Consider the following 23,339-nt stretch of genomic DNA (forward strand, 5'->3'; position numbering starts at 1 on the left):
GTGCGTCTCGGGGCCTTACCGGTGCGCCGCTGACCAGCCCGGACGTCTTCGGGTGACGTCGGCGATCACGGCGGCGCGCATCGACGATCCCGTGTCGTTGGTACGGCCGGAAGGACCATGCTGGGGGTGCACCGCGGACCCCACCACGCGGCCCTGGTCGGCGTCGGAACCGGTGGGTGCGGTGTCGCCCGATGGTGCGACCTCACCGTGGGTGCCCATGGTGGGTGAACCGCACCGGCATCGTTGAGATCACCAGATTTCGATGCCACGCTGGGTCGATGCCCTGGCCGTACAGGGCTGGTGGTGACGGGAGGTGTGCCGGTGCGCGTCGAGATCGACCCGAGCTGGTGGGTGTCGGGCTCCTGGGAAGGCCGGCCGATCCGCGACTTCCTGGAGCGCCGCGACGTCACGGCCATCTTCCGGTTCCTGCACGCCCGCGGCATCTCGTACGGCGCCATCGGCGGGCTGGTGGGTATCTCCCCGAACCGGGCCGCCGAGATCGCCAAGAACCGCCGGCAGGTCACCGCGTACGAGGTCCTCGAACGCGTCGCCGTCGGCCTGCGCATCCCCCGAGCCGTCATGGGGCTGGGATGTGAGCCCGCCCCGGCCGTTCCCGCCGAGCCTCACGCCTCTACCGTCGGCCTGGCAGCGCTGCGTGCCCAGCTGGACGAGGCGCTGGCATCCTCAACGGTGACCGCGAACCAGCTGGAGATGATCGAAGAGGCGACTCACGATCATGTCCGGAGCTATTTGTCCTCCCCACCGTTGACAGTGCTGCGGGACATTGCCACCGAGTGCGCTGAGGTGCTCACTCTGTCGCGGCGGCGGCAACCCGCCGCGGTCCAAGCCCGCCTGTCGGCCGCCGCAGCGTTGCTGGCCGCCCTGTCCGCCGACGCCCTGCTCCGGCTCGGCGACGCCACCCACGCCCGGCTCTGGTACCGCACGGCAGCCATGGCCTCCGACGACAGCGGCCGAACCCGGCTGCGCGTACTGGTCCGGGCGCATGCCGCGATGCTTCCCTACTACTTCGGCGACCCGCGGCAGACCGTTGCCCTGGCCGAACAGGCGCTCGCGCTGTCCACGACGCCATGCCCGCTGACTGCTCTGGCCGCGGCCTCCCGAGCCAGGGCGCTGGCCCGAATCGGCGCCACCGATCAGGCACGAACCGCGATGCTGCAGGCCCGCCATCTCTTCGACCAGGCGGGCGAGAGCGACACGAATGCGGCATTCGAGTTCCCGGAACGACGCCTGCTGTTCTACCTGTCCGGGACCGCCGCCTGGGCGGGCGACCTGCCCACCGCCTACCACCTGCAGGACGAGGCGCTCACGCTCTACCGGGCCAGCCCCGTGCCAGCGATCGATCCGGCACTTATCCAGATGGACCGATCGATGTGCCTGGCCCGTGAACACCGGACCAGCGAAGCCGCAGCGGTGGCCCGCGAGGCCGTCGCCTGCCTGCCCGAACCGCAACGGACCGAGATCGTCCTGTCCCGGGCACGAGACGTTGTCGCCACCGTCCCCGCCGACCAGCGGCAAGGCGCCGTTATCGAGTTGGACGACTACCTGCGCGAGTGCGGCCGGCGGGCAGCTCTAACCTGAGTCGGGTAAGGACACCGCACCCGGCCGTCAGGAGCGTCCATGTTCGTCGAGGAACGGACCCGACCGGTACTCGACGAGATCTGCCACCTCATCGACCGTTTCTCCCACGAGGCGGTTCTGCTCCGGCACCACACAAACGCGGTGTACGCCGTGGGCGACGTGGTGGTCAAGATCTCCCCGCAGGCAGTCCCGCTCGACCGGGTACACCGGGTCGTCGGTCTCGTGAGATGGCTGCAGGAGCAGGACTTTCCGACCGTCCCGCTGCACCCCGGAGTACCGCAACCGCTAGACGTCGACGGGCACGCCGTCACCGTGTGGCAGCGGCTCGACGCCTCCACCACACAGCCGATCACCACCGCCGAACTCGGTCACCTGCTTCGTCGCCTGCACGCCCTGCCCCTGCCCCCGACAGGGGTGCCCACCGTGCTCGACCCGATCACCGGGATCCGCCGCTCGATCGAGGCCTCCGCGATCCTTGCCGACGACGACCGTGAACTGCTCGCTCGCCGCCTTCACGATCTCGCACCGGTCTGGAACACGACCATGCCGTTCGGCAGCGGCCTCATCCAGTCCGACCCGCAGGTCCGCAACGCCCTGCGCCGCGACAACGGCACACCCGTGCTGGCCGACTGGGACAGCGCCTCCACCGGACCCCGCATGTGGGACATCGCCACCGTCGCCGTGCACTGCCGCCGCTTCGGAAGCCACGACTTCCCGGACTTCGTCACCGCATACGGACGCGACCCCCGAGACTGGGACCGCTTCGAGGACCTCTGCCTGCTCCGCGAACTCCAGATGATCGCCACCAACGCCCGCAAGTCAGCTCCCGGCAGTCCCGCTGCGGCCGAAGTTCACCACCGTATCGCCGGCCTCCGCGAAGACCTGCAGGAACTGACCGCCTGGAGCATCCTGTAGGACCGGTGACGGACGCCATTTAGTGAAGTCGGGCTCCGAGACCAACAGCGGCACCCGTGTGGTTACGTATCACCTCAGGCCCTGCCGAGCGCCTCGTCGATGTGATGCGAGGTGGCCTCCCAGCATGTCCAGGCCGCCCTTCGCGCTTCCTCGACGATGAACAACTCGTCGAGGCTGTCGCCCTGTGGCTGGATCCATCGCCAGACTGGAAACGCCTCGGCTTCCTTCTCCCACTCACTGCCCAGAGTCCGGCGCAGTGCGGGGGCCAAACTGCTCAAGTACTTCGCGACGCGGAGATCACGGCGACGGCGGTCTCCCATTCGGACACCGACATACATGTAAAGCTCGCCGCTCTTGTCAATGGGTGGCTGGTGCCACTCGATCGCCGTGGCGGCCGGAGTTACATCGTCAGAGCCGAACCAGTCGCGTTTCGCGATAAGAATTCGTGGCTTCTTAGGATTGGTGTCCTCGTCGACCCTTACGACGACGTCGTCGTAGCCACGGCTCTCCGCCTCAACGGTGAGCACCTCGGCCATGCCAAGGAACAGGTCGTGCAACTCTTGGTTCGCATCCGTCCGGACCCGCGCCCACTCCTCGATCATCTTGAAGTTTTCCAGGTAGAACCGGACGCGTTCGTCCTTGATACGGCCGATGGCCGGACCGCCTGATCGCTCCTGAATAGTCATTTCCATCTCCGTTTCGTCAGGCGGGACAGCGAACGGCGGTATTCCGCCACAGCGGTTACCTCCGGAGCCTCTTCCCCTGCGGCCTGCACTGCGTCATCGAGGACGCTCAGTACCCTCGACCACGACAAGCGGTGCCATGCAAGAGCAGCCTGCTCGGTAGTTGTTGTCACGGGCGCTCGGCCTGAGAGTGTGATGAAGAGCCATCGAACGCCGCGATCCATCCGCCAGTCTTCGTAGAGACGCTGACACTGCCGCTCTGACTCGATAGCGTCGATCTTCAACTCCATGACGAGCTTCCACCTGTCCCCGTAGACGACGAGGTCGGCGCGGGAGCGCTCGCGAGAGATCTCGGTTTCCGCAGTTGTGTCGCTGGAGACTTCGAGTGGTTCGCCGGTAGCCCTGATGAGGCCGACCAGGAAACGGTCGCCGAGGCCGTGGCTGCCCGTTGGATCGCAGAGCCAACGCAGCGCTGAGCCGTGCGCCAGTTCTTTGCGGTGAAATCCGCAGATACTCATCAAATCGGCGGGGCCATGGGTCCAGCGTCCTTGTAGTCGCAGTCGATCATGCTCGGCCTTCATCACCGCGAAGCGTGACCGCCACTCGACAACATCCACCGAACTCGTCGCTGGAAGGTTGCGCCACTTCTCGGCGAGCACGGAGAACGTCCTGGGCCAAGCGGCTGTCTCCAAAGCCATTTCTCCCTATTGCCGCCTCTGACGCACTTCAGCTGCCAGGTTGCGGCTTGAACTGGCGCGGTTACGTCATCGGCATGCTACGGGGCATCGACAGTTCCGTGTAGCCGGCAGTCTCGCCCTCGGGACAGGCATCGAAGCTGTCCTGAGTAGCCCGAAACGACGATGTCGCAAGGCACTTTATTGGTGCCGGCGCGCACGGTCATTCCGCAACCTCGACCTTGCTGTTCTCCTCCAGATGCAGGTAGGAAGAGGTGCCGGGGATGGTAAGCAATGCTGGAGACCGTCGAAGCAACAGGCGGAGAATGCTCTGGGCTCGTACGCCACGGTCGCGCGCTGAGGTTCGGACGAGTTCCGTACCGGACCGGAACGGTTGGTGGGCGACGTAGGAGAGTCCGTGCTGTTCGGCGTATCCGAGGACAGGGTCGTCGGTGTCGATGCTGTGCTGGTTCTGCACGGCCTCGATAGCCGTGTAGCCGCGGGCCTCTTCGATTTGGTCGATGGTGACCTTGGAGAGGCCGAGGTGGCGGATCTTGCCTTCTTTTCGGAGATCGTCGAGGGTGCCGAGCTGATCGGCCAGGGGGACGGCCGGGTCGATGCGGTGCAGGTAGTACAGGTCGATGCGGTCGACGGCGAGGCGGCGGAGGCTGAGTTCGACGCATTGGCGCAGGTATTCGGGCCGACCGCAGGGTGTCCATTGGTTGGGTCCGGGCCGCAGCATTCCGCCCTTGGTGGCGATGACGACGTGGTCCGGGTAGGGGTGCAGGGCTTGGCGGATGAGGTCTTCGACGGTGTGTGGTCCGTAGGCGTCGGCGGTGTCGAGGTGGTCGATGCCGAGGTCGTGGACGGCGTGGCGCAGGATCCGTATGGCGTTGCCGGTGTCGGTGGGTGGTCCCCAGTGTCCGGGGCCGGTGAGTTGCATGGTGCCGTAGCCGATGCGGCGTACGGGCATGTCGCCGCCGATGGTGACGGTGAGCGGTTCCATCGGGCGGTTTCCTCTCGGCGAGGTTCAGTCGAAGAGTGTCGCCTGCGCCGCCGGGGTGGTCTTCGGGCTGGGTGGGGCGGCGACAGCGAGCAGGTCGTCGAGGCTCGGATCGCCGGTCCAGTGCTGCTTGATGAGGGTGTCGAGCAGGAGGGCGGCGCCGATGGTGTCCCAGAGGGCGCGGTGTGGGCGGCTGGTTGGGGCGGCGGCGTTGACGGTGTCGGTGAGCCGGTGGCGGGTGAGCAGGTCGGTGAGGCTGTTCTTGCCGGTGGCGGGCAGGGTCTTGGCGAGGCGGTGGGTGTCGATGAGTCCGGCGATGCTGATCGAGGGGCAGCGGCGGTGCAGCAGTCGCCAGTCGACGCCGATGTTGTGTCCGATCAGGTAGGCGCCGTCGAGTCGGCGGGCCAGTTGCGGTTCGACGTCGTCGAGGGTGGGCGCACCGGACAGGGCGGTGCCGGCGAGGCCGGGTGAGATCCAGGGCCGTGCGGGGATGGGGCGGCCGGGATCGATGAGGGTGGCGTAGGCGGTGGCGACGTCGGGGCGGCCGGCGATGAGGCGGACGGCGGCGATCTCCAGGATGGCTTCGTGGTCGCCGTCCTGGGCGCCGCTGCCTTCGAGGTCGAGGGCGACCAGGTTGGTCGCCTCCCGCCAGGTCGTTGCCATGTCACCGCCTACGCCGTACGAATGGATCAGTCGTCGTTGAAACGGGCCGCATGCGCGAACCGTTCCCGCACCTGGTCGAACGCATCAGCCTGGCCGTCGGGTGTGCCGTGCCCGGTCAGTGATCGGCCGTGGGCGTGCAGGAAGTGCGGTTGGTCGAGTTCCCAGATCTGGAATTGCAGGGTGTGCTGCAGAGCGTAGCGGCGTTGTTCGCCGAGGCCGTGGGTCCAGACGTGGCCGTCCTCGATGAGGAAGTCGCTGTCGTACCCGAACCGGTCGAGGACCTCGCGCATGTCCTGCCCGGTCGGTGGGCGGTGGGCGTCGGCGCAGCGTTTCTGCTGGTCGAGGGGGCAGATGTCGCAGATTTCCCGTACGCCCCAGTGGCCGTTGTAGTCGGCGGTCTGGTGGGCGTAGGCGACGCCGCAGGAGGTCTTGCGGAACAGCGGGGTGGTGATGCCGGAGGCGCGCCAGGCGGCGACGACGTGGGCGTCCAAGCTGTACGGCATGGTCTTGCGGCGGTGGAACTCGTCCTCGCCGTATGGAACGGTGACGCCTTGTTCTTGCAGATATGCGGCGTTCTCTGCCTTGTGGTAAAGGCCGGTGAAGTCGATCGCATCAACGTCGCGGCCGATGTCGAGGACGTGGGCCATGGTCTGATCGCTGTCGTTCCAGCCGGGGGTAATCGGCCGCCAGTAGAGAATCACGCCGGTGCGCTCGCGGTGCTGGGCAGCGGTGCGGATCGAGGTGACGGTGGTGGCGGTCTTGGCGATCGGCTCGATCCGCGGGTCGGTGATCCCGGAGTACGTGAACAGCAGCGTGACCCGCAGATGGCCCAGTTGTTCGAGGGCAGCCATGTCGTCGGCAGTGACCTTGAACCGGGTAATGATCAGGACGTGATTGGTGTAGCCGCGCTCGTCGAGACTGCGCAGCACCTGGAACAGGTGTGGTTTGACGCCGGGCAGGAACGGGTCGGTGGCCTTGTTGAACAGCTGGATCGGGGTGACGTGCGGCTGGAACGCCTCGTGGCCGATCAGGTCTTCGATCGCCTGCTCGGTCGGGACGAGTAGCTGTGGTTGTTTGACGTCGAAGTTGCCCCAGAAGTGGCGTACGCAGTATCCGCAGTCCAGCGGGCAGCCGATGATGTGGTTGAGCGACAGGCCGCTCTTGCGGTAGCCGACGTACGCCGCCATGTAGGGATCCAGGCCGGCTTTCAGATCGTCCGGCATGAAGCGCAGTGTCCTCGGGCCGACGTCGAGGTCCGGGATGATGGTCATCGAGGGTCTCCGTTCGAGGGATGTGGGGCCCGGAGCAGGTGTTTCTTGGCCGGGCCGTACCAGATGCCGAAGTCACGGGGCACGACCTCGGTGCTGTCGGAGCTGTGGATGAGGTTGTCGACCAGGCGGCCTTCGGCCATCGCCTTGTCGAGGCTGTCAGCGGCGAACCGGCCGCGAATGGTGTCCAGCCCGGCGGCGGCCGGGTCGGTCGGGCCGAGCAGTCGCCTCAGCCGTGGCGCGGCGTCGGGGCCGTAGCCGAGGGCGACGGCGGCCTGCCGGCCGACATAGATACGGCGAAGTTCGGCGGGCACATCCCGGCCGAGTTGCGCGGACAGCGCCAAGATATCGGCGTAGTGCGTGAAGATCTGTTCCTCGGTGGGAAAGACGTAACAGACGTCGACCACCTGAAGTTCCTGCTCGACGGCGGTCAGGACCGGGCCGAGCAGGTCACGGGCGAGGCAGTCGGGTTTGAGCAGGATCACCGTCCACCAGCGCCAGCCGTCGAGGTTCACGGCATGCCGATCCGGTCGGGCCAGCGTGCGGCCATCAGCCACCGGTTGCCCGCGGTCAGGGCGGCCGTGATGTTGACGGTGACCGGGTCGCCGGTCTGCCGAATCTGCCGGTAGGCCTCGAACAGCAGCAGCACCTGCCGCCAGTAGCCGGACACCGGGATCCGGGCAACCGCATCGACGGTCAACGTGGTGCCGCCCAGACGGAGAGCCTGCTCCCACCACAACACGGTGTCCAACTCCTCCGGCGAGGTGTCCGGCATCTCCGAGCAGGGGAACATCGGAGCTGGTGCCCGGTCGGTTTCGGCCAGGATCGCCTCGACCTTGGCGACGTCGAGGACGTTGATGTGCATCGACCCGACGTGGTGGGTGTATGTGCCGACCTCAACGCTGAGACGACGGGCGGCCAGCTCCTGGATCATGGTGAACGAGAACGTGTCGCACAGCAGGCCGATGAATGCGTCGTTGCCACGCATGGATGCGGTCGCGTGCAACCGGCCGCCGCGCAGCAGGAACTGCAGCGCGAGAGTGCAGGCCACATCCGGGTTATCGGGATCGATCAGCTCATCGGGCCGCATGACGAGCATGGCGGCGCGCTTGCTGTCCGGGTCGTGCCGCAGCAGGTCGATGACCCGGTCGAACTGTGACCGGCCGTCGCTGTCGTCAACGGCGAACAGGCGCGGTCCGTAGGCAGTGCCGGTCAGCCGGATGCCGTCGGCGGAGAGCTTCTCCAGGCGCGGAGCGTAGTAGCCGATCATGGCGAGGTCGTCGCAGCCGGAGAGATACCACAGCGCCTCGGCGTGGTTGAAGACGATGTTCGCCCGCCGAGCTACCAGGTACGGCGACCGGCGGACCGGGTCGGTGAGCCGGAAGCTGACGTTCGGGACCTCCACGGCGCCCTTGCCGCGGCCCCGGGTGTCGTACTCCGGTTGATCGTGGATGCGTCGCAGCACCGCCACGTACGCGTCGCCGAAGGTGTCGAAGGTAGCCGGGGTGAGCGTCATCGCGGTCTCCCCGCCGTCGGCATGCCGAGTGTGTGCAAGGTGTCGAGCAGGACCGCGACCTGGGTGCTGAGCCGGTACGGCTCCAACAAGCGCAGGCACGTGCGGATCAGATCCCGGTGGGCCGGCGTCCCGGCGATCGACTGCAGCCGGCGCAGCTTCTCGATGACCTCGCGGCCGTCGCGGACGTGCAGCTCCGGTGGCGTGAACCGGTCGGCGGCCACGGTGTCGGCCGGGGTCAGCGGCAGGCATCCCTGGGTGACGGCCTCGAACAGCCGCGACGTCTGATGCCCGACCGTGCGGTAGCGCTCCGGCAACAGCAACACCGTCGCCAGCGCCTCGCGGTGGATGTCGGCGACCTCGTCGAAGCCGCAGCGGCCGGTGAAGTTCACGTGCGGCCACGGCTCGGTGTCGGTCCACTTCCCGGCCACTCGGTGAGTCACCTGGGCGGCGGCCGGCGCGAAGAACCTGTCGAACGCGTCGTCGCGGCCGTACTGGTTACCGACGTACACCAGCGGCATCGGCCGGTCCGCTGCCGCGAGCCGATACGGGTCGGCGTGGTCGAGCAGCGTGTCAGGGACCGGGCAGGCCAGCGTGAACGCGCCCGGCGTGGGATGCAGCGCGTACTCCCCGACGCGTACGTTCGCCCTCGCCCGCAGCGGGTCATCGGCTGGTAGCCGCCGGTCCATGTCCCAGATCACCGTCGGCGTGGCCAGGCCGATCGTGTAGTGCTCAATCAGCGCCTGCTGCCGGTGCAGGTCGCAGGTGTGACCCGGCGTCCCGCACACGGTGGTGTTGCGGCCCGGCAGCGGCCACCGCCATTCGAACACCACCGCGTCCAGCTCCGGCAACCCGGCAGCAAACCGGTACCGGTCGTCCAGATCGATGCCTGCCTCCAACCGGTCCCGGTCGGCCTGCATCAGCACGACCTCGTTCCCGGCGGCTTGGAGCGTGTCGATCACCGCGCGGCAGTAGGCGCGTGACCCATCGGGAGTGTCCAGGATCCCCGGAGTCAGGAAACCCCATGCGCTGTAGCCGATTCGCCTCCCGGCCGGAGGCGACACCACTTGTCGGCGAATCGTGGAAGAAGAGATGGTCATCGGCGCCTCCTGCCGGAGCGGGCGGTTACGTAGCCCGACAATCACGCGCCGCTCAACTCGGCCGAAAGAACGCGGTGAGGCCCCATCGGGTACCCCCACCGTGGGTGTGCTCCTCCGACAGCCGCCCCAGCAGCAGGTTCGGGTGAACGGGAGAAACTGTCGTAGTCGGCCCCTATCCTCCGGGCATGATCGAGAGACCCACCGTGGGCTGGCAGAACGAGGTCACCACGCAGGAAGCCGCCGTCGCTGCCGGCACCCTGGCGCGAGACGACGCGTACGCGATTCGCTTGTGGCCGGCGGCGTTCACCGCTGCGGTCGACATCGTCCTGTCCGCCTCCGAACGGGATGTCGCCGCTGTCGACACGGCGTCGGACGAGGTGTCTAGGCTGCGGTCGAGAGGGTAGTGGTGGGGCTCAACATCGCTGACGGGCCGTACGGTGCCATCGAAACCGGCGAGCGCAAGGAGCTCGCCGAGTACATCGACGCGGTCCTGACCACCGCCGGGGTGGACGTGGCGGCACTGACCGCCCGCCGCGGTCGTCATCGCGGCGAGTTGACCGACTCGTCGCGATGGCTGGTGACCGGCCGAGCACGGAACGGGACCAGCACACCTATCCTTTGCGGATCGCGGCTACTTGAGGGCGTCGTCGCTACACTAGGCAACCAGCATCGGCCGTTCGGTTAGTAGCACTTGCGCTGCCCCATTGTTTATAGACCATGCTCAAACACGTGATGGCTTATGAGCAGAGCGAGCGGCAGCTCCAGGAGATGATCGATCAGCTTCGCCGGATGCGTAACGAGTGCGAGCCCAAGTCGAACCAGAATCCTCGGTACCTGAGGTACTCCCACGCGGTCACTGCACTCCGCTGGATCATCGACGACCTGGCCAGAGAGCGGGGCTGAGCCTCTCGTCCTATCTGTGGCAAATGAGATCGTCGGAAGCGTGATCGTCACCAGATGCTGATTCGCGCGACCCGGGCGGTTCTGGCTTCGATGCTCGACGAGGCCGGGGTAAGCTCTCGTGCGATTTCCACGGCCGACGTTCGGACGACTGCCTCAACGTTTCGGCAGTTCGCCCCGCTCCCCACCGAGGACGCTGCGCCGCCCGAGGAAGACGGTGACGGGATCCTCGCCGAGTTCGGGAGCCACGACTTCCGTGGCGAGCGTGAATTCTCGACTAGTCTCACGCGGCAGTTCACCGAGATAGGTGACAAAGACGCGATGTGGCAGTTGGGCTGCGCTTTCTACTGGGCGCCGCAAGCGGCAACCGACGTTCTCGAGTCTGGACACATGTGGCCCCTCGGTAGGGCGCTCGACGAATTCTTCGACAAACTCGTCAGCCTTCCCGGCTGGGCTTGGGCGTTGGGCGACGTGCAGGTTCCCCATGGCCTCGTGATCACCCTCGACCGGACATGAGCAATGCGGCCGAGCACCGACAGATGACCTGACGTAGAGCTATGCAGCATGCCAGCGGTTCCCAGCCGATATGGACCTATCTGCGGCAGATGGGCGTATTGAAATTGAGCCGATTGTCCGAACATCAGGCGCCCCTGCGCCCGGCAGAGTAAAAGGCATACAGCGCGTTGAGCTGTCCGATCCAGAAAGCTTGCTTCGCCGTTGCTGATGACCGACGCGGCAGCATCCCCAACTCGACTGCCAACGCATAGAAGCCGGGACCGGCATCGTTGGTATTCAAATACTGAACCAGAGCCGATATCAGCAGGTTTGTCGTTGGACGATTGCGCTCCACGATCAAACCGAGCAAGTGACCCATCGCCGCACGTTCGCTGTCCTGATCGAAGTCGAATCCACGTAAGCCGGTCCGCCGACGTAGGGTGGCGTCGAGTTCCGTATATGTCGTGGTCTTCTCAAGGCGTGCCCGTTCGACGAGGAATGCCAAGCCGACGGAGGTCAACTGGCCCCACTCCTCGTCGCTGCGTCCGTAGCCAGCCATCGTTGTCCCCACTCAGTCGTGTCGAGTTGCTGCTTCAGACGAGAGCATCAGCGCCAAACCACTCTGACGCCCTGGAGCCAGGCACACCATCGCCAAACCAGACGTTACGGTCAGCGAACGCGGGGCCGCTCGGTCGACAGCCACCGGGTGCGGACATGCGCCAGGCTGAGATAGCGCGACCGTACGTCCGCTGTTTGTTCAGCTAGGGCACGGCTTGGTGCAATGCCACTTAGCCTAAGTTGATCAAGGTTTCGACCTGCAAGTATTCGGCGATCCCCGCCGATGTCCGGCGCGTCGGCAATTCGTCAGGCGGCCGCATACGGTGCAGGTCAGGCGACTGCGGCCCGATGTACTCGAAAAACAAGATCAACTTAAGCTGAGCGGCATTGCGGCTTGGTGTGCCACAGCACGTCCTGCCACCAGTGGACGTTGTCGCCGGGCTGAATTTCTTGTTTACAGTGCGGGCATACGGACGGCTCCGGGTTCTCGACCAACCACGGTTTCATATACTCGAAGCTACTGGGCGCCATTACTCTCTCCATGGTGTCCACGACTGTCAACGTCAGCGAACCTCTTTGGTGCGGCCAATTACTAGTCACCTAGGCCGTCTGTGTTCAGCAAGTGGAGGTTTTCCCTCAGAAACCTCCGCGTTCGATCCTCGTCCGCGACGGTACCAGTATCGTAGCGGCTGTCGGCCCACGAGGTTTTGCCGACCGAGCGAACGTGCAACTCGCCATTCACGATCTCATAGTAATTATCGTATGAGCTGTTTCTGCTCGTGAAAGACGTCGTATGCTTGAATCCTTCGTTTTGGTTAAGCAGTTGCTGGATTACTTGCTTTGTTAGACGCATATAGCACATCCCTTCGACGGTCGTGTCACTGACTTCCGGCGATGAGTGACTAGGGAGCGCCGGCCAGTGGTCGGAAGTATAGACGTGCCGCGCCATCAGTTCGGATGTGTAAACGCCTGCCGTGCACCCGGCGGACCAGTTCGGCCGTCCAGAGCCCGCCCATATGGGGGCAGAATGCTTCTAAACGACAATGCAGAGTCTAGGTGCCGGGCCGAGCCGGGAATGCACTCAACTCGGCTACTTATCTACTGGTGGCACGACCGCTGCCCGGCCAGGCATGGTCGAGGTGACCGGCGGAGACGCTCTCAATTCGGCTGTCCACCTGCATCTTGGGTGTGGCTCAGATTTGGCATGCGCCCTGCCGGTCACCGCGGCGCGGAGAGGCTCCAGAGGGGTTTGCCCAGCTCAAAGTAGCGCTGCCCTCCCGCCGACACCAGGTCGGAGCAGGGAGGACGAGACAGATGCCCAATGTCGTCATCGGAGTGGACCCGCACAAACGATCAGCCACCATCGAGGTCATCGACCCGCGCGAACGTGTCCTCGGCAAGGGCCGGTTCGGCACTGATCACGACGGCTACAAGGCGATGCTCGCCGCCGGCCGCAAACACGGCGAACGGATCTGGGCTGTCGAGGGCTGCAACGGCATCGGCCGGCATGTCGCCCAGCGCCTGGTCGCTGACGGTGAGACGGTCGTCGACGTGCCGACGAAGTTGTCGGCGCGAGCACGGGTGTTCGCTACCGGTCAGGGCCGTAAGACCGACCCGGTCGACGCTCACAGCGTCGCCGTGGCCGCGTTGCGCACGGCAGGTCTGCGGCAGGTGCAGGCCGATGACACCACGGTGGCGTTGCGACTGCTGGTCGACCGCCGTGACCAGCTCGGCCGGACCCGCACCGAAGTCGTGTCCCGGCTGCATCACCTGCTGCTCGAACTCATTCCAGGTGGGGCGAAGAAGTTCCTGTCCGCCCAGCAGGCCCGCGCCCTGCTCAATACCGTCCGGCCGCGAGACCTGGTCGGCAAGACCCGCCGCTGGCTGGCGTCCGAGTTGATCCACGAGCTCGTCACGATCGACAAGAAAATCAAGCTCGCCAACGCCGAACTCACCGACCTGGTCGCCTCCACCGGCAGCACCCTGCAGGAACTCACCGGGATCGGCCCGTCCGGTGCCGCCCGGCTGATCGGCGACATCGGTGACATCGCCCGGTTCGCCAGCCGCGGCCACTTCGCGTCCTGGAACGGCACCGCACCCATCGACGCGTCCTCCGGCGACCAGAACCGCCACCGTCTGTCGCGTGCCGGGAACCGGCGCATCAACCGGGCCCTGCACATCATGGCGGTGGTCCAGCTCCGTCGTGACACCGAAGGCCGCCGCTACTACCGGCGCAAACTCGCCGACGGCAAGACCCCGATGGAAGCGATGCGAGCGTTGAAACGTCGCCTGTCCGACATCGTCTACAAGCGGATGGTCGCCGACGCGAAACGGATCGAGACGGGCCCGGGAGGACATATGGGGGCGACTCTGCAATCCAGCGCGGCCGACCTCAACCCCATGATCGACACTTCGGAGAAGTCACTTCCCGGACCCGCCGAAACCCACCATAGAACAGACCTCGCAGCCGCCTCTTGACACAGAGGGGTGCCATGTCCGGACTCCGCGAGGCAACCCATCGTCACTCTATGTCACTAGAAGTACGATATGAAGTCCGCGCCGCATCTCTGGCGGACAGAATTCGATGGCAAGAACCTGGCCCGGAACATGATCCGATGACGCGGACAACTTCATTGGCAACGGACAACACCATCGGCGTCGAGGAACATGATCGGGCTGGTTCCGGTCGTGGGAATGGGCCTCTGGCGCTCAGAACCATCGGGCAGTCGGTCACGCGCATAGCCGATCGACGGTGGGCTGACACGGGCGTGGGACTCGGAAGAGCCGTGCCCGCCCGCAATGCGAATCGTGCGGACGCCCCCAACAATCGTGAAGCCATTCAGCGCGCGGTGATCCACGATGGGTGGATGGAACGCGATACCGCTCTCGTCCGGATGCAGGAGGCCGCCGCGCTGTGGAGCGTCGGCCAGGTCACCGCGGCCGACCTCGTCAGCCTTGCCTGCGAACTGCTGGTCACCGGCTTCGACGGGAAGAACCTTGCCATGCTCGCCGGTGTACACGCGCGCAACGCGGACGAGGAGGTTCCCGACCTGCTGCAAGCCGCGTTAGAAGGCCTGGGGCTCAGCTACTATCCAGCGGGCAGCAATGCCGGGCTCGAGGCCACCGTCAGGATCTTGGCCTCGCGTGTCTTGGCTGGCCGGATGTCACCGCTGGACCTCGCCACCTGGGCGCACTCGAATATCGGCCACGATCGGTTACCCATTGCCGAACGCCTCGTGGACCTCGATGACATGTACGACATTCTCGATTACATCGACATGACTGAACAGGACCTCGACAACGAGATCCGCGCGGAAGCCCGCCGGATCACTGCGACTACCGGAGACAGCGCCAGTTCCGTCCTCCCGCCCGCGAGTTCCTGATGCTGCAGCCAGTCAGCCGTCCCGCGGTCCGACCGCTACCCAGTTCGGGCGGATGCTGGCAGGCTTGGCAAGGTGAGCGCCACGCCAAACTCCGGCAGCGGGTCCCGTTCCGGGTGACGTCCCGGCAGACGCGGAAACCGCCACGTCCACCGGTGACGCCAGCGAACCGGATCCGGTTCGCACGATGCTTCACTTGGTGGGCCGCCAGGGACTCGAACCCTGAGCCTATGGAGAGCGGGCAACGGTTTCGCGTTCGACATGGCGGGCCTGCCGGGGGCACCACGTTCCCGGGCTCCCCGGGCCGGGGTCTACCGCTTCTTCCTGGTCACGGCCGCGCGGACGGCGTACCCCGGAAAAGGGAAGAAGGCGCCGCGGTGAGCCGGCGCCTTCTTCGTGAGGGTGACCGGGTCAGTAGACCGTGGGCCAGCCCGACGAGCTCCAGGAGAGCAGGTTGATGCCGAGCTTCGCGGCGCCCGACGAGTTGTAGTAGTGGTAGATCAGCACGTCGGCGTCCGAGTCGGTCATGACGGCCGGGTGGCCGGGGCCGTAGATGCTGTCGTGCGTGGCGAGGATCTCGGTGCCGCCGCCCGCTGTGGTCAGGGTGCCGGCACGGTCCTTGTACGGGCCGGTGATGCTGGTGGAGCGGGCCACCATGGTCCGGTAGGTGCTGGACGCGCCCTGGCAGCAGAAGTCGAACGACATGAACAGGTAGTAGTAGCCGTTGCGGTAGTGGATGAACGGCGCCTCGACCGACTTGCTGTTGGTGAACCGCTCGGCGATGTTGTACATGGTGCTGTCGGCGCGCAGGCCGGTGCTGGAGCTGAGTTTCACCATCTTGATGCCGGTCCAGAACGAGCCGAAGGTCAGGTACCACTCGCCGGACGTGGTGACGCTGAGGTTCGGGTCGATGGCGTTCCAGCCGCTGCTGGTGGTGGACTCGATGACCTTGCCGACGTGGGTCCAGCTGCCGGCCGCGCCGGTGGTGCTGGTGGCCAGGAAGATCGCCGACTTGCTGGAGCCGAACGTGGAGGCCGAGTAGTACAGCCAGTACTTGCCGTTGCGGTAGGACAGGTCGGGCGCCCACAGGTTGGCGCTGCCGCCGGTGTAGGTCGACGCCCAGGACGTGCCGTTGGGGAAGGCCTTGCCGGCGTCGGCGAACGCGGTCCGGTCGCTGGACGTCTTCAGGGTGATGCCGTCGCCTGTGGTGGCGAGCAGGTAGCCGCCGGTCGGTCGTTTGATCAGCGACGGGTCGTGGGCGCCGGTCGAGCCGGTCACCACGCCCGGGTTGGGGTAGGTGGCGGCGCTGGCCGACTGGATGCCGTAGAGGCCGGCGGCGGCGGCGAGCATGCCGGTCACGCCGGTGAGGAGCAGCTTGCGGATTCTCATGGGGATGTCACCTTCGGTTTCGCTTCGGGGAAAGCGGTTCGCAAAGGGGGTCGCCGCGCGCCGGCGCTGGGGGTGGGCCCCGCCGCGCGGGTGGTTCAGTGGACGAACGGCCAGCCGGCCGCGTCGTAGCCGATCGGGTTGATGCCGAGGTGTGGCGAGCCCGAGTCGGCGTAGTAGTGGTAGACGAGGTACTCGCCATCGGTGTCGGCGAGGACCGCCGGGTGGCCGGGACCGTGGACACTGCCGTGCCCGGCCAGGATCTCGGTTCCGCCGCCGGCCGTCATCGGGGTGCCGTTGACGTCGGCGAACGGACCGTCGGGGCTGGTGGAGCGGCCCACCATGGTCCGGTAGGTGCTGGCCGCTCCTTTGCAGCAGGCGTCGAACGACACCCACAGGTAGTAGTAGTCACCGTGTTTGACGAGGTAGGGGGCCTCGATCGCGGTGTCGCCCCGGGTGGCGAGGCCGGTCATGGTGTCGCCGCGGCGCAGGCCGGTGGTGGGGTCCAGCTCGATCTGCTTGATGCCGGTCCAGAACGACCCGAAGGTGAGCCGCCAATTTCCGGCGTCGTCGACGTACAGGTTGGGGTCGATGGCGTTGAAGTCGCCGCCGCTGCGACTCTCGACGACCAGGCCGCGGTGCTTCCAGCTGCCGGACGCGCCGGTCGGGCTGGTGGCCAGGAAGATCGCCGAGTGGTTGGAGCCGAAGGTGGAGGCCGAGTAGTACAGGTGGTACTCACCGTTGTGGAACGACAGGTCCGGCGCCCACAGGTCGGCGCTGCCCTTGGTGTAGGCGGTGGTCCAGGGTGCGCCGCCGGGGAAGACGGCGCCCGCCTGGGTGAAGGTGTTGCGGTCGGTGGAGGTGCGGAGCTGGAGGCCGGCCCCGGTGTGGGCGAGCAGGTAGCCGCCGTCCGGCTTCTTGACCAGGGTGGGGTCGTGCACACCGGCGTCGCCGAGAAGGAACGCCGGATCGGGTGGGGTGGCCGGGGCCGCCGGGGCGGCGGCGGGTTCGGCCGTGGCGCAGCCGCCGGCCGCCGCGAGGATCAGCGCGGCGGCGACCGCCACGGCGCGACGGGTGGTGCTCGGCGACATCCTGCTCCCTGCCATGACAGACTTTCATCGCAGTCAATTCGATTGCCGATATGTTAACGATCACAAGAATCCTGTCAAGTCCGGCTCATGATCAGCGGACCAGCCGGATGGCACGCTCACAGGCCCTACACAGCGCAGACGCCTCCCCAAGATCAGCTAAGCTTCCGCCCCGACCCGAAGATCTACTTCGGATCGACGTTTGGAGGAAGAGTGGCAGTCACCGCCGACCTGGAGAAGATCGTCGACAAGGCCTACCAGGACAAGTCCCTGCAGGAGATCCTCGACGCTCCGGTGGAAGCCCTGGCCGGCGTCAGCGAGAACGGCGCCAAGCTGATCCGCGAGGCCCTCGGCATCAAGACCATCGGTGAGCTGGGCCGCAACAAGTACTTCCGCGCCGCCCAGGCCCTCGCCGCACTGGCCGACGCCAACTGACAGCCGGCCCGGTGGGGTGTCACCCTGGGTGACGCCCCACCGGGCCGTCGTCACATCGGCAGAACAGCCGCGCGTACGGCGTCCGCGAACCGCCGGTTCCGCACCATCTCCCCCAGCGGCACCCCGGCGGCCTCCTCGCGCTCGATGATCCGGTTCAGATCCGGGACGATCTTGAGGACGGCCTGCTCCGCCTTCCCCGGCTCCCAGACCAGGTCGAGCAGCCGGCGGCACTGCTCCACGGCACGGCGCGGGTGACTCGCGACCGGGGCCGCGCCGAGCACCCGCCAGCGCAGCGCCGTCATCAGGTGGTAACGCACCGGGCGCAGCCGCGGCAGGAGGCGGCGGGTCCGCAACAGCCACTCGACGCGGTAGTGCATGGCAGCCGCGGCGTAGTACAGCTCCGGCAGCTGGTCCGGCTGGAACAGGTCGTCGTGTCGCCGGGTCGTCAGATCACGGTAGTGCCCGACGGCGGCCGGCTCGCCCAGGAACAGTGCGGCGTACGCGCGGGTCAGCTGGGTGCGGTTGACGACCCGGGTCTTCTCGACATCCGGGCGGGACGCGTACTGCTTGGACCGTCGCTCGTAGAAGAGGCGCCGCTCCGGCGCCTGGGCGGCGAAGAAGTCCTCGAGTTTGAGGTGGAAGTCCTCACGGGTCGACAGGTCCTCCTCGCTCACCGCGGTCTGCCGGTTCGTGGCCGCGATGATGCCCGCGATGACGCTCTCCTCCTCGCTGTGCACCACCCGCACACTGACCTGCACGTCGTCGGTCAGCCGGTCCCGCTCGTCGAACAGCACATGGCACGTCTGGCAGCCGTTGACCACCTGGAAGTCGCGGACGTGCACCTCGTCGCCGACGACGTCCAGGTTCCGGGTGACGATGGTGATGCCGTTGTTCAGCACCGCGAACCGGCGGTGGCCGTCGTCGTCGCGGACGGTGTCACGGATCTGCGAATTGACCGGGTTGTAGCCCTGGAAGTCGCGGACGTTCTCGTGGAACAGCGCCTTGCGGATGTGGCCGGTCGGATCGGTCAGCACCTTCGTCACGAGTTCCCGGGCCGGCATCACACCGAGCAGCGACTCCTTGACCCCCGGCATGCGCGACAGCGAGATCTTCTTCGGCATCTCGAAGACGACCGACACCGCCTGCGTCGCCCGCCGGTAGAGATCGCGGAGGTCGTCGCGGGTGACGCACCGGAACTCGGCGGCCTCGAAGAGGCCGGTCGCCATCAGCCGCTTCTCCGCGGACACCGCCTTGCGCCGGATCAGGTCGGCGACCTGGCCGCCGGTCGTGGCGTACGCGACGTGCAGTTTCGGGCTCCCACCGGAGAACTTGGCGATGTTGGCGTAGATCGCGTCCAGGCAGGCGCGCAGATTCTCCACATCCGGCGAAGCGGGGTACGGCAGCTTCTCCTTGGAGACGACGACGTGCGCCAGGTTGTCGGCGAGGTCGGAGAGCACCTTCGCCTCGAATTTGGGGCTGGTCTTGGCCTGGACCAGGATGATCCGCACGTCGAGTTGCCGGGCCTGCTCGGTCGCCGCCCGTACGTCGACCTCGTCGCGCAGGAGCACACCGTTCACCAGCAGGCCGCAGACGTCGATGCCGAGGTCGTTGCCGCCGCCCATCCGGAACGTGTCCGGGTTGAAGGCCTCCTCGTGGAACGAGCTCAGCACGCAGTAGCCGGCGAACGCCTCGAACGCCTCGTCCTCGGCCAGCGCCAACAGGTCATGATCCGCCTGGAACTTCTTGACCAGGCTGTCGACGACTATGTCCAACCGATGCTCCTCAGTCGCGGGCCCGCTGCAAGACCTCTTCGGTGGTCAGCGCGCTCGGCGGGTGGTAGGTCAGGCACATGGCGGTGGACACCTTGCGGAACGGGCGGCCTTCGGTGACCGCGTAGAACTGGCCGGTGCGCAGCCGGGAGATGTCCAGGACCGCGCTGCCCTTGGCCTGCGCCACCTCCTTGGCCGCGGCGATCTGGGTGGGGCTGTTCAGGAAGCCGAAGAACTGGGTGGCCGCGTTGCCGACGATGCGGTTGTGGATGCCCTTCGGCGCCTGGGTCGCGAAGATCAGGCCGAGGCCGTACTTGCGGGCCTGGCTGGCCAGCGCGAGGGTGCTCTCGGTGCAGGCGGTGGTGCCGCCGGAGGGGGCGAAGGTCTGCGCCTCGTCCATCACGAAGAGCCCGCCGAGCGGCCGGTCCCCGGCCGGGTGGCGTTTGACCCAGGAGAAGAGCGCCATCTGTAACTGGTTGACGAAGCTCTGCCGCTGTTCGTCACCGGGCAGTCCGATCAGGCTGATCACCGACACCCGGGCGCGGCGGCCGGGAGCCGGGGTGAACAGCGCGCCCGGGTCGAGCGGGGTTCCGGAGCCGCCGAGCAGCGGGTCGTTGACCATGGCGGCCTTCAGCGTCTCCGCCATGTCCGCGGCGAGTTCCCTGGCCCGGCCCAGGCTGGTCACCTCGTCCGGCAGATCGGTGAGCAGGTCCACGAAGTCGGCGAGCCGCCCGCCGCCGGTGCGGCCGAAGTGTTCCAGGGCCTTGCGCAGCACCGCCCTTCCCCGGTCCGCCTTGGCGGTGTTCGCCGCCATCCGCGCACGTGGGGCGAGGGTCGCGACGGCCGCGTCGAGGGCGAGCGCGAACTCGTCCGGCTCGTCGAGGACCGCCCCGAAGTCGGGCAGCGGCCGTAGGACCAGCGGCCGCCCGGATTCGCGGCGCGGGGTCCAGACCACCACGTCGGTGCCGTCGAGGTAGGCCCGGGCCCGTTCGGCGTCGCCGTCACGCCAGGACTCCGGCTGCTCGGGCCACGCGTCGCCGAGCCGGGCCAGGTCGTTGTTGGGGTCCAGCACGATCGCCGAGACGCCGTGCAGGGCGCACTCCTCGACGAGCCGCCGGATCAGCACGGTCTTGCCGGAGCCGGAACCCGCGAAGATCACCGAATGCTTGCGCAGCGACTCGAGCGTGAGGCTCACCGGGGAGCCGCTCTCGGCGACCGTCCCGACCTGGATGCCGGGCCCTCCCGCCGGCTCATCGACCGGCACGGCGGTGGTCGGCGCGGCAGTGGTCGGCGCGGCAGTGGTCGGCGCGGCAGTGGTCGGCGCGGCAGTGGTCGGCGCGGCAGTGGTCGGCGCGGCAGTGGTCGGCGCGGCAGTGGTCGGCGGTCCGGTCGGTGCGGGCCCGGGCCTTCCGGCGCCGTCACCGGAGGGCGGGCCGAAGATCTCGGTGAGCAGGGTGGTGTTCCCGGCGGGCCGGCCGGCCCGGAGGAACTCGGGGAGCGCCGGGTCGTTCTCCTCCAGCAGGACGGCCAGTGCCGCGAAGGTGCGCAGGTCGTCCGGGGACACCCCGGTGATGATCCCGCCGAGGTCGAGGAACTCCTTCCGGACCTTGGCGCTGACCGGGCCGGTCGGCCAGGGTCCGTTGCGGATCAGGACGGCACGCCGTTTGCTGACCGCGGGGTTGAGTTCGGCGAGGCCGCGCAGCCGGGCGAGCCGGGCCTGGACAGCCCGGTGATGGGTGTGCGAGAGGCCGCGAAGGTACCAGTGCGCCTCGTCTTCGATCTCGGCGTCGAGGGTCTCGCACAGCCAGGCGTGCGCGGACGGATTTCCCTGCTCGACCGGCTGCACCGTGAACCGGCCGGAGCCGTCGCCCTGTTCCACCGCCCAGGTGCGCAACCCGGCCTCCAGCAGGCGGGACATCTCCGCGTCCTCGGTCTGCGGGGCCAGGGCCGCCGCGACGTCGGCGCCGGCCCGCAGCTGTGCGAGGCGCTCGCCGAGCCGGGCGAGGTCCCCGGCCGCCACCGGCGGGGCGAAGGTCTCGTACCGCTCGTCGAGGTCCGCCAGTGGGATGACCTCATCCATCGCGAGGCAGTGGCGGACGTGCTCGTCGGCCCGTTGGATCAGCGACCGTGGGGTGTGGTCCCGGGCGCGGTCGAAGGCCTCCGGCAGGATCGGCCAGGTGTAGTACGGCGGCTTGAACTCGACCACGTCGAAGAACGGTGCGAACCGGGCCGCGATCAGGCTCTCGGCCGTCTCCCGGGACGGGAGCCGTTCCAGGCTGGTCTCCCGCCGGAATCGTCCGCTGACCGAGACCAGTGCCCGTTGGGTGATGCGCTCCCAGGATGTCGGAAGGCAGGCCACCACGGTCACCGTCCGGGCCAGCTTCTCGCGCAGGTCCATGAGCCCGTTGCCGAGGTCGGCGGCGAGATCGGAGGCGGCCCCGGAAGCGCTCTGGGCGAAGATCACGTCGATCTGGTCGACGGCGAGCATGCTCGGCCCGGTGAGGGCGATCAGGCGGGAGATCTCGACGGCGGTGTCCTGCGCCGATTTGCCGGTCCGCGGCAGGCCCCAGGCCGACAGTTCGGCCGGTTCCAGATCCGGGAGTCCCAGCAGCCATGCCTCGCCGAGGTCGGCCAGGTCCGCGTCGGTGGAGGCCAGCAGGACGAGGGCACGCAGTGTGTGCCGGCACTCCCGGCCGGTCTCCGGATCGGTGGTCCGCAGCTTGGCCACGAACGCGTCGAGGGTGTCCGGGGTCAGCGGTTTGCGGCCGCCGACCTGCTGCCGCAGCGCCATCGGGATCTCGGCCCGCTCGCTGAGGCGTTCCAGGAACACCGACAGCTGCGAGTGGCGGTAGGCACCCGAGCGGCGTAGCCCGCGCAGGTATGTCTGCACGATGGTGGGCCAGAAGGTTCGGCCGTCGGCCATGCCCATCAGGAAGAAGTACCCACGCCGGAACTGCACCTTCTCCCGTGCCCAGCGCAGCAGATGGGTCTTGCCGGTGCCGTGCCGGCCCTCGATCACCAGGCCCAGCGGACTCGTGAGACGGCTGCTGTCGGCGTCGTCGAAGGCCTGGAGAACGGCCGCGCCGGCTTCCCCGTTCAGTTCGTCGAGGTGGATCTCCAGGGCGGTCCAGACGTCTTCCGGCGTGGGTGCCCAGTCGAGACGGCGCAGCGCGGTCAGCGCTCTCCGCTGAGCCGGCTCGATCACGCCCGGCCGATCCGGATCAGATGCAGATCCTCGCCTCCGATCCGGATGGCCGCGTCGCGCGCCTCCGGGGGCAGTTCGTTGCGGGCCGGATCCGACTCCAGATAGATCTCCCGGCGCCGGTCCATCTCCAGCAGGACCCGGTCCTGCTCGGCACGCTCCACACCGGTCAGGCGGTCACGGACCAGCACGAGCCGGATCAGGTCGCCCGGCTTCTCGGCGAGGTCCGCGTAGGCCCCGCGGATCCGCTCCTCGACGGTGCCGGCCGGCGGTGGTCCCGGGTCCGGCTCGGCGTAGAGGTCGGCGATCTGCTGGTCGCCGCGTTGCAGCAGGCTGTCCAGGTGGCGCAGGGTGGCGTAGTGCAGCAGCCAGGCGGCGGAGACCTTCTCCGGCGGCGGCGACCGGAACTCCTGCCGGGCCCGCGCCCAGCCCAGGTCGGTCAGCTCGTAGAAGATCGCGCGCCGCGCGCCCGTCTCCCAGGTGATCAGCTTCTGTGCGGTGAGTTCCTCGCGGGCCGGCTTGGTGATCTCGACCCGGTAGCGCTGTTTGAGGTCGGGGTTCGAGGTCCGCTCCGCGCGCACCATCAGGGCGATGAGGGCCTGCCGGGCGGGGGTGCTGAGGTCAGCAGTCATGGATGCGATCTCCGGATCTGAGTCTCGAACCACGCGAACGCGCCGTCCGAAGCATCATTACCGGAGGTGGGCACGG

The 23,339-nt window shown here is 67.4% G+C and carries 23 protein-coding genes; 9 read left to right on the forward strand and 14 right to left on the reverse strand.

The features are described from left to right. Positions 1-321 precede the first annotated feature (321 nt). Entirely contained in the window at positions 322-1,599 is a 1,278-nt protein-coding gene (locus BJ964_RS45905; RefSeq protein WP_229807147.1) for a hypothetical protein, read from the forward strand. Positions 1,600-1,638: 39 nt separating this feature from the next. Then, a complete protein-coding gene (locus BJ964_RS45910) occupies positions 1,639-2,514 on the forward strand; it encodes a phosphotransferase enzyme family protein (protein WP_188126536.1) in 876 nt (291 codons plus the stop codon). Between the two features lie 74 nt (positions 2,515-2,588). Here the strand turns inward: BJ964_RS45910 and BJ964_RS45915 are convergent, their stop codons facing one another. The 8 genes from BJ964_RS45915 to BJ964_RS45950 form a co-directional block, all read right to left on the reverse strand. After that, positions 2,589-3,200, reverse strand: coding sequence for a hypothetical protein (locus tag BJ964_RS45915; RefSeq protein WP_188126537.1), 612 nt, complete (start codon positions 3,198-3,200; stop codon positions 2,589-2,591). Then, positions 3,197-3,856 (reverse strand): PD-(D/E)XK nuclease family protein, encoded by a 660-nt coding sequence (locus tag BJ964_RS45920; protein ID WP_188126538.1) that lies wholly within the window; start codon positions 3,854-3,856, stop codon positions 3,197-3,199. Before BJ964_RS45920 ends, BJ964_RS45915 begins: the two co-directional genes overlap by 4 nt. A 238-nt stretch (positions 3,857-4,094) precedes the next feature. Next, positions 4,095-4,877, reverse strand: coding sequence for an aldo/keto reductase (locus tag BJ964_RS45925; protein ID WP_188126539.1), 783 nt, complete (start codon positions 4,875-4,877; stop codon positions 4,095-4,097). Positions 4,878-4,901: 24 nt separating this feature from the next. After that, positions 4,902-5,537, reverse strand: coding sequence for a 3'-5' exonuclease (locus tag BJ964_RS45930; protein WP_188126540.1), 636 nt, complete (start codon positions 5,535-5,537; stop codon positions 4,902-4,904). A 26-nt stretch (positions 5,538-5,563) separates the two neighbouring features. Then, on the reverse strand, positions 5,564-6,808 hold the full coding sequence (locus BJ964_RS45935) for a radical SAM family protein (protein WP_229807146.1): 1,245 nt from the start codon (positions 6,806-6,808) through the stop codon (positions 5,564-5,566). Continuing rightward, positions 6,805-7,320, reverse strand: a complete 516-nt coding sequence (locus tag BJ964_RS45940; RefSeq protein ID WP_229807145.1) for a nucleoside-diphosphate kinase — start codon at positions 7,318-7,320, stop codon at positions 6,805-6,807. Before BJ964_RS45940 ends, BJ964_RS45935 begins: the two co-directional genes overlap by 4 nt. After that, a complete protein-coding gene (locus BJ964_RS45945) occupies positions 7,317-8,321 on the reverse strand; it encodes a thymidylate synthase (RefSeq protein ID WP_188126542.1) in 1,005 nt (334 codons plus the stop codon). Before BJ964_RS45945 ends, BJ964_RS45940 begins: the two co-directional genes overlap by 4 nt. Continuing rightward, on the reverse strand, positions 8,318-9,418 hold the full coding sequence (locus BJ964_RS45950) for a CgeB family protein (RefSeq protein ID WP_223149725.1): 1,101 nt from the start codon (positions 9,416-9,418) through the stop codon (positions 8,318-8,320). Before BJ964_RS45950 ends, BJ964_RS45945 begins: the two co-directional genes overlap by 4 nt. Before the next feature lie 185 nt (positions 9,419-9,603). Here BJ964_RS45950 and BJ964_RS48895 point away from each other — a divergent pair, with 185 nt between their 5' ends. From BJ964_RS48895 to BJ964_RS45965, 4 genes are read left to right on the forward strand one after another with little or no spacing between them, the layout of a single operon-like run. After that, positions 9,604-9,822 (forward strand): hypothetical protein, encoded by a 219-nt coding sequence (locus BJ964_RS48895; protein ID WP_229807144.1) that lies wholly within the window; start codon positions 9,604-9,606, stop codon positions 9,820-9,822. A gap of 2 nt (positions 9,823-9,824) precedes the next feature. After that, the gene (locus BJ964_RS48900) at positions 9,825-10,103 is read left to right on the forward strand and encodes a hypothetical protein (RefSeq protein ID WP_229807143.1); all 279 of its coding nucleotides are present in this window, start codon (positions 9,825-9,827) and stop codon (positions 10,101-10,103) included. Between the two features lie 44 nt (positions 10,104-10,147). Continuing rightward, positions 10,148-10,321, forward strand: a complete 174-nt coding sequence (locus BJ964_RS45960) for a hypothetical protein (protein ID WP_188126543.1) — start codon at positions 10,148-10,150, stop codon at positions 10,319-10,321. Between the two features lie 54 nt (positions 10,322-10,375). Next, on the forward strand, positions 10,376-10,834 hold the full coding sequence (locus tag BJ964_RS45965; protein WP_188126544.1) for a hypothetical protein: 459 nt from the start codon (positions 10,376-10,378) through the stop codon (positions 10,832-10,834). A 124-nt stretch (positions 10,835-10,958) separates the two neighbouring features. Here the strand turns inward: BJ964_RS45965 and BJ964_RS45970 are convergent, their stop codons facing one another. Then, positions 10,959-11,372 carry a hypothetical protein gene (locus BJ964_RS45970; protein ID WP_188126545.1) on the reverse strand — a complete coding sequence of 138 codons (414 nt, stop codon included), beginning with the start codon at positions 11,370-11,372 and terminating at the stop codon, positions 10,959-10,961. Positions 11,373-12,685: 1,313 nt separating this feature from the next. On the opposite strand from BJ964_RS45970, the gene BJ964_RS45975 reads away from it, so the two are divergent. Next, positions 12,686-13,849 (forward strand): IS110 family RNA-guided transposase, encoded by a 1,164-nt coding sequence (locus BJ964_RS45975; RefSeq protein ID WP_188124140.1) that lies wholly within the window; start codon positions 12,686-12,688, stop codon positions 13,847-13,849. 308 nt (positions 13,850-14,157) lie between these two features. After that, the gene (locus BJ964_RS47620) at positions 14,158-14,754 is read left to right on the forward strand and encodes a hypothetical protein (RefSeq protein WP_203832550.1); all 597 of its coding nucleotides are present in this window, start codon (positions 14,158-14,160) and stop codon (positions 14,752-14,754) included. Positions 14,755-15,162: 408 nt separating this feature from the next. Here BJ964_RS47620 and BJ964_RS45985 read toward each other — a convergent pair whose 3' ends face one another. Together BJ964_RS45985 and BJ964_RS45990 are read right to left on the reverse strand one after the other, a co-directional pair. Beyond that, positions 15,163-16,140 (reverse strand): arabinan endo-1,5-alpha-L-arabinosidase, encoded by a 978-nt coding sequence (locus BJ964_RS45985; protein WP_188126546.1) that lies wholly within the window; start codon positions 16,138-16,140, stop codon positions 15,163-15,165. 95 nt (positions 16,141-16,235) lie between these two features. Continuing rightward, positions 16,236-17,228: an arabinan endo-1,5-alpha-L-arabinosidase gene (locus tag BJ964_RS45990; protein ID WP_188126547.1), complete on the reverse strand. Its 993-nt coding sequence runs from the start codon at positions 17,226-17,228 to the stop codon at positions 16,236-16,238. Positions 17,229-17,438: 210 nt separating this feature from the next. Here BJ964_RS45990 and BJ964_RS45995 point away from each other — a divergent pair, with 210 nt between their 5' ends. Beyond that, entirely contained in the window at positions 17,439-17,660 is a 222-nt protein-coding gene (locus BJ964_RS45995; RefSeq protein WP_188126548.1) for a hypothetical protein, read from the forward strand. A gap of 50 nt (positions 17,661-17,710) precedes the next feature. On the opposite strand, the gene BJ964_RS46000 is transcribed toward BJ964_RS45995, so the two are convergent. The 3 genes from BJ964_RS46000 to BJ964_RS46010 are packed head-to-tail and all read right to left on the reverse strand — an operon-like array spanning position 17,711 to position 23,263. Then, the gene (locus BJ964_RS46000) at positions 17,711-19,432 is read right to left on the reverse strand and encodes an AIPR family protein (protein ID WP_188126549.1); all 1,722 of its coding nucleotides are present in this window, start codon (positions 19,430-19,432) and stop codon (positions 17,711-17,713) included. A 10-nt stretch (positions 19,433-19,442) separates the two neighbouring features. Next, a complete protein-coding gene (locus BJ964_RS49725) occupies positions 19,443-22,634 on the reverse strand; it encodes an ATP-binding protein (protein WP_229807456.1) in 3,192 nt (1,063 codons plus the stop codon). Continuing rightward, the gene (locus BJ964_RS46010) at positions 22,631-23,263 is read right to left on the reverse strand and encodes a hypothetical protein (protein WP_188126550.1); all 633 of its coding nucleotides are present in this window, start codon (positions 23,261-23,263) and stop codon (positions 22,631-22,633) included. The genes BJ964_RS49725 and BJ964_RS46010 overlap by 4 nt, the downstream gene beginning before the upstream one ends. Between the last annotated feature and the right edge of the window lie 76 nt (positions 23,264-23,339).

The sequence above is a fragment of the Actinoplanes lobatus genome (genome assembly GCF_014205215.1).
Taxonomy (GTDB): Bacteria; Actinomycetota; Actinomycetes; order Mycobacteriales; family Micromonosporaceae; genus Actinoplanes; species Actinoplanes lobatus.

What these genes read in the sequence shown, in the direction of transcription:
- BJ964_RS45910 (WP_188126536.1), top strand. Translation starts at nt 1,639, where the DNA reads ATGTTCGTCGAGGAACGGACCCGACCGGTACTCGACGAGATCTGCCAC.
- BJ964_RS45915 (WP_188126537.1), bottom strand. Translation starts at nt 3,200, where the DNA reads ATGACTATTCAGGAGCGATCAGGCGGTCCGGCCATCGGCCGTATCAAG.
- BJ964_RS45925 (WP_188126539.1), bottom strand. Translation starts at nt 4,877, where the DNA reads ATGGAACCGCTCACCGTCACCATCGGCGGCGACATGCCCGTACGCCGC.
- BJ964_RS45930 (WP_188126540.1), bottom strand. Translation starts at nt 5,537, where the DNA reads ATGGCAACGACCTGGCGGGAGGCGACCAACCTGGTCGCCCTCGACCTC.
- BJ964_RS45935 (WP_229807146.1), bottom strand. Translation starts at nt 6,808, where the DNA reads ATGACCATCATCCCGGACCTCGACGTCGGCCCGAGGACACTGCGCTTC.
- BJ964_RS45945 (WP_188126542.1), bottom strand. Translation starts at nt 8,321, where the DNA reads ATGACGCTCACCCCGGCTACCTTCGACACCTTCGGCGACGCGTACGTG.
- BJ964_RS45950 (WP_223149725.1), bottom strand. Translation starts at nt 9,418, where the DNA reads ATGACCATCTCTTCTTCCACGATTCGCCGACAAGTGGTGTCGCCTCCG.
- BJ964_RS48895 (WP_229807144.1), top strand. Translation starts at nt 9,604, where the DNA reads ATGATCGAGAGACCCACCGTGGGCTGGCAGAACGAGGTCACCACGCAG.
- BJ964_RS45965 (WP_188126544.1), top strand. Translation starts at nt 10,376, where the DNA reads ATGCTGATTCGCGCGACCCGGGCGGTTCTGGCTTCGATGCTCGACGAG.
- BJ964_RS45970 (WP_188126545.1), bottom strand. Translation starts at nt 11,372, where the DNA reads ATGGCTGGCTACGGACGCAGCGACGAGGAGTGGGGCCAGTTGACCTCC.
- BJ964_RS45975 (WP_188124140.1), top strand. Translation starts at nt 12,686, where the DNA reads ATGCCCAATGTCGTCATCGGAGTGGACCCGCACAAACGATCAGCCACC.
- BJ964_RS45985 (WP_188126546.1), bottom strand. Translation starts at nt 16,140, where the DNA reads ATGAGAATCCGCAAGCTGCTCCTCACCGGCGTGACCGGCATGCTCGCC.
- BJ964_RS45990 (WP_188126547.1), bottom strand. Translation starts at nt 17,228, where the DNA reads ATGTCGCCGAGCACCACCCGTCGCGCCGTGGCGGTCGCCGCCGCGCTG.
- BJ964_RS46010 (WP_188126550.1), bottom strand. Translation starts at nt 23,263, where the DNA reads ATGACTGCTGACCTCAGCACCCCCGCCCGGCAGGCCCTCATCGCCCTG.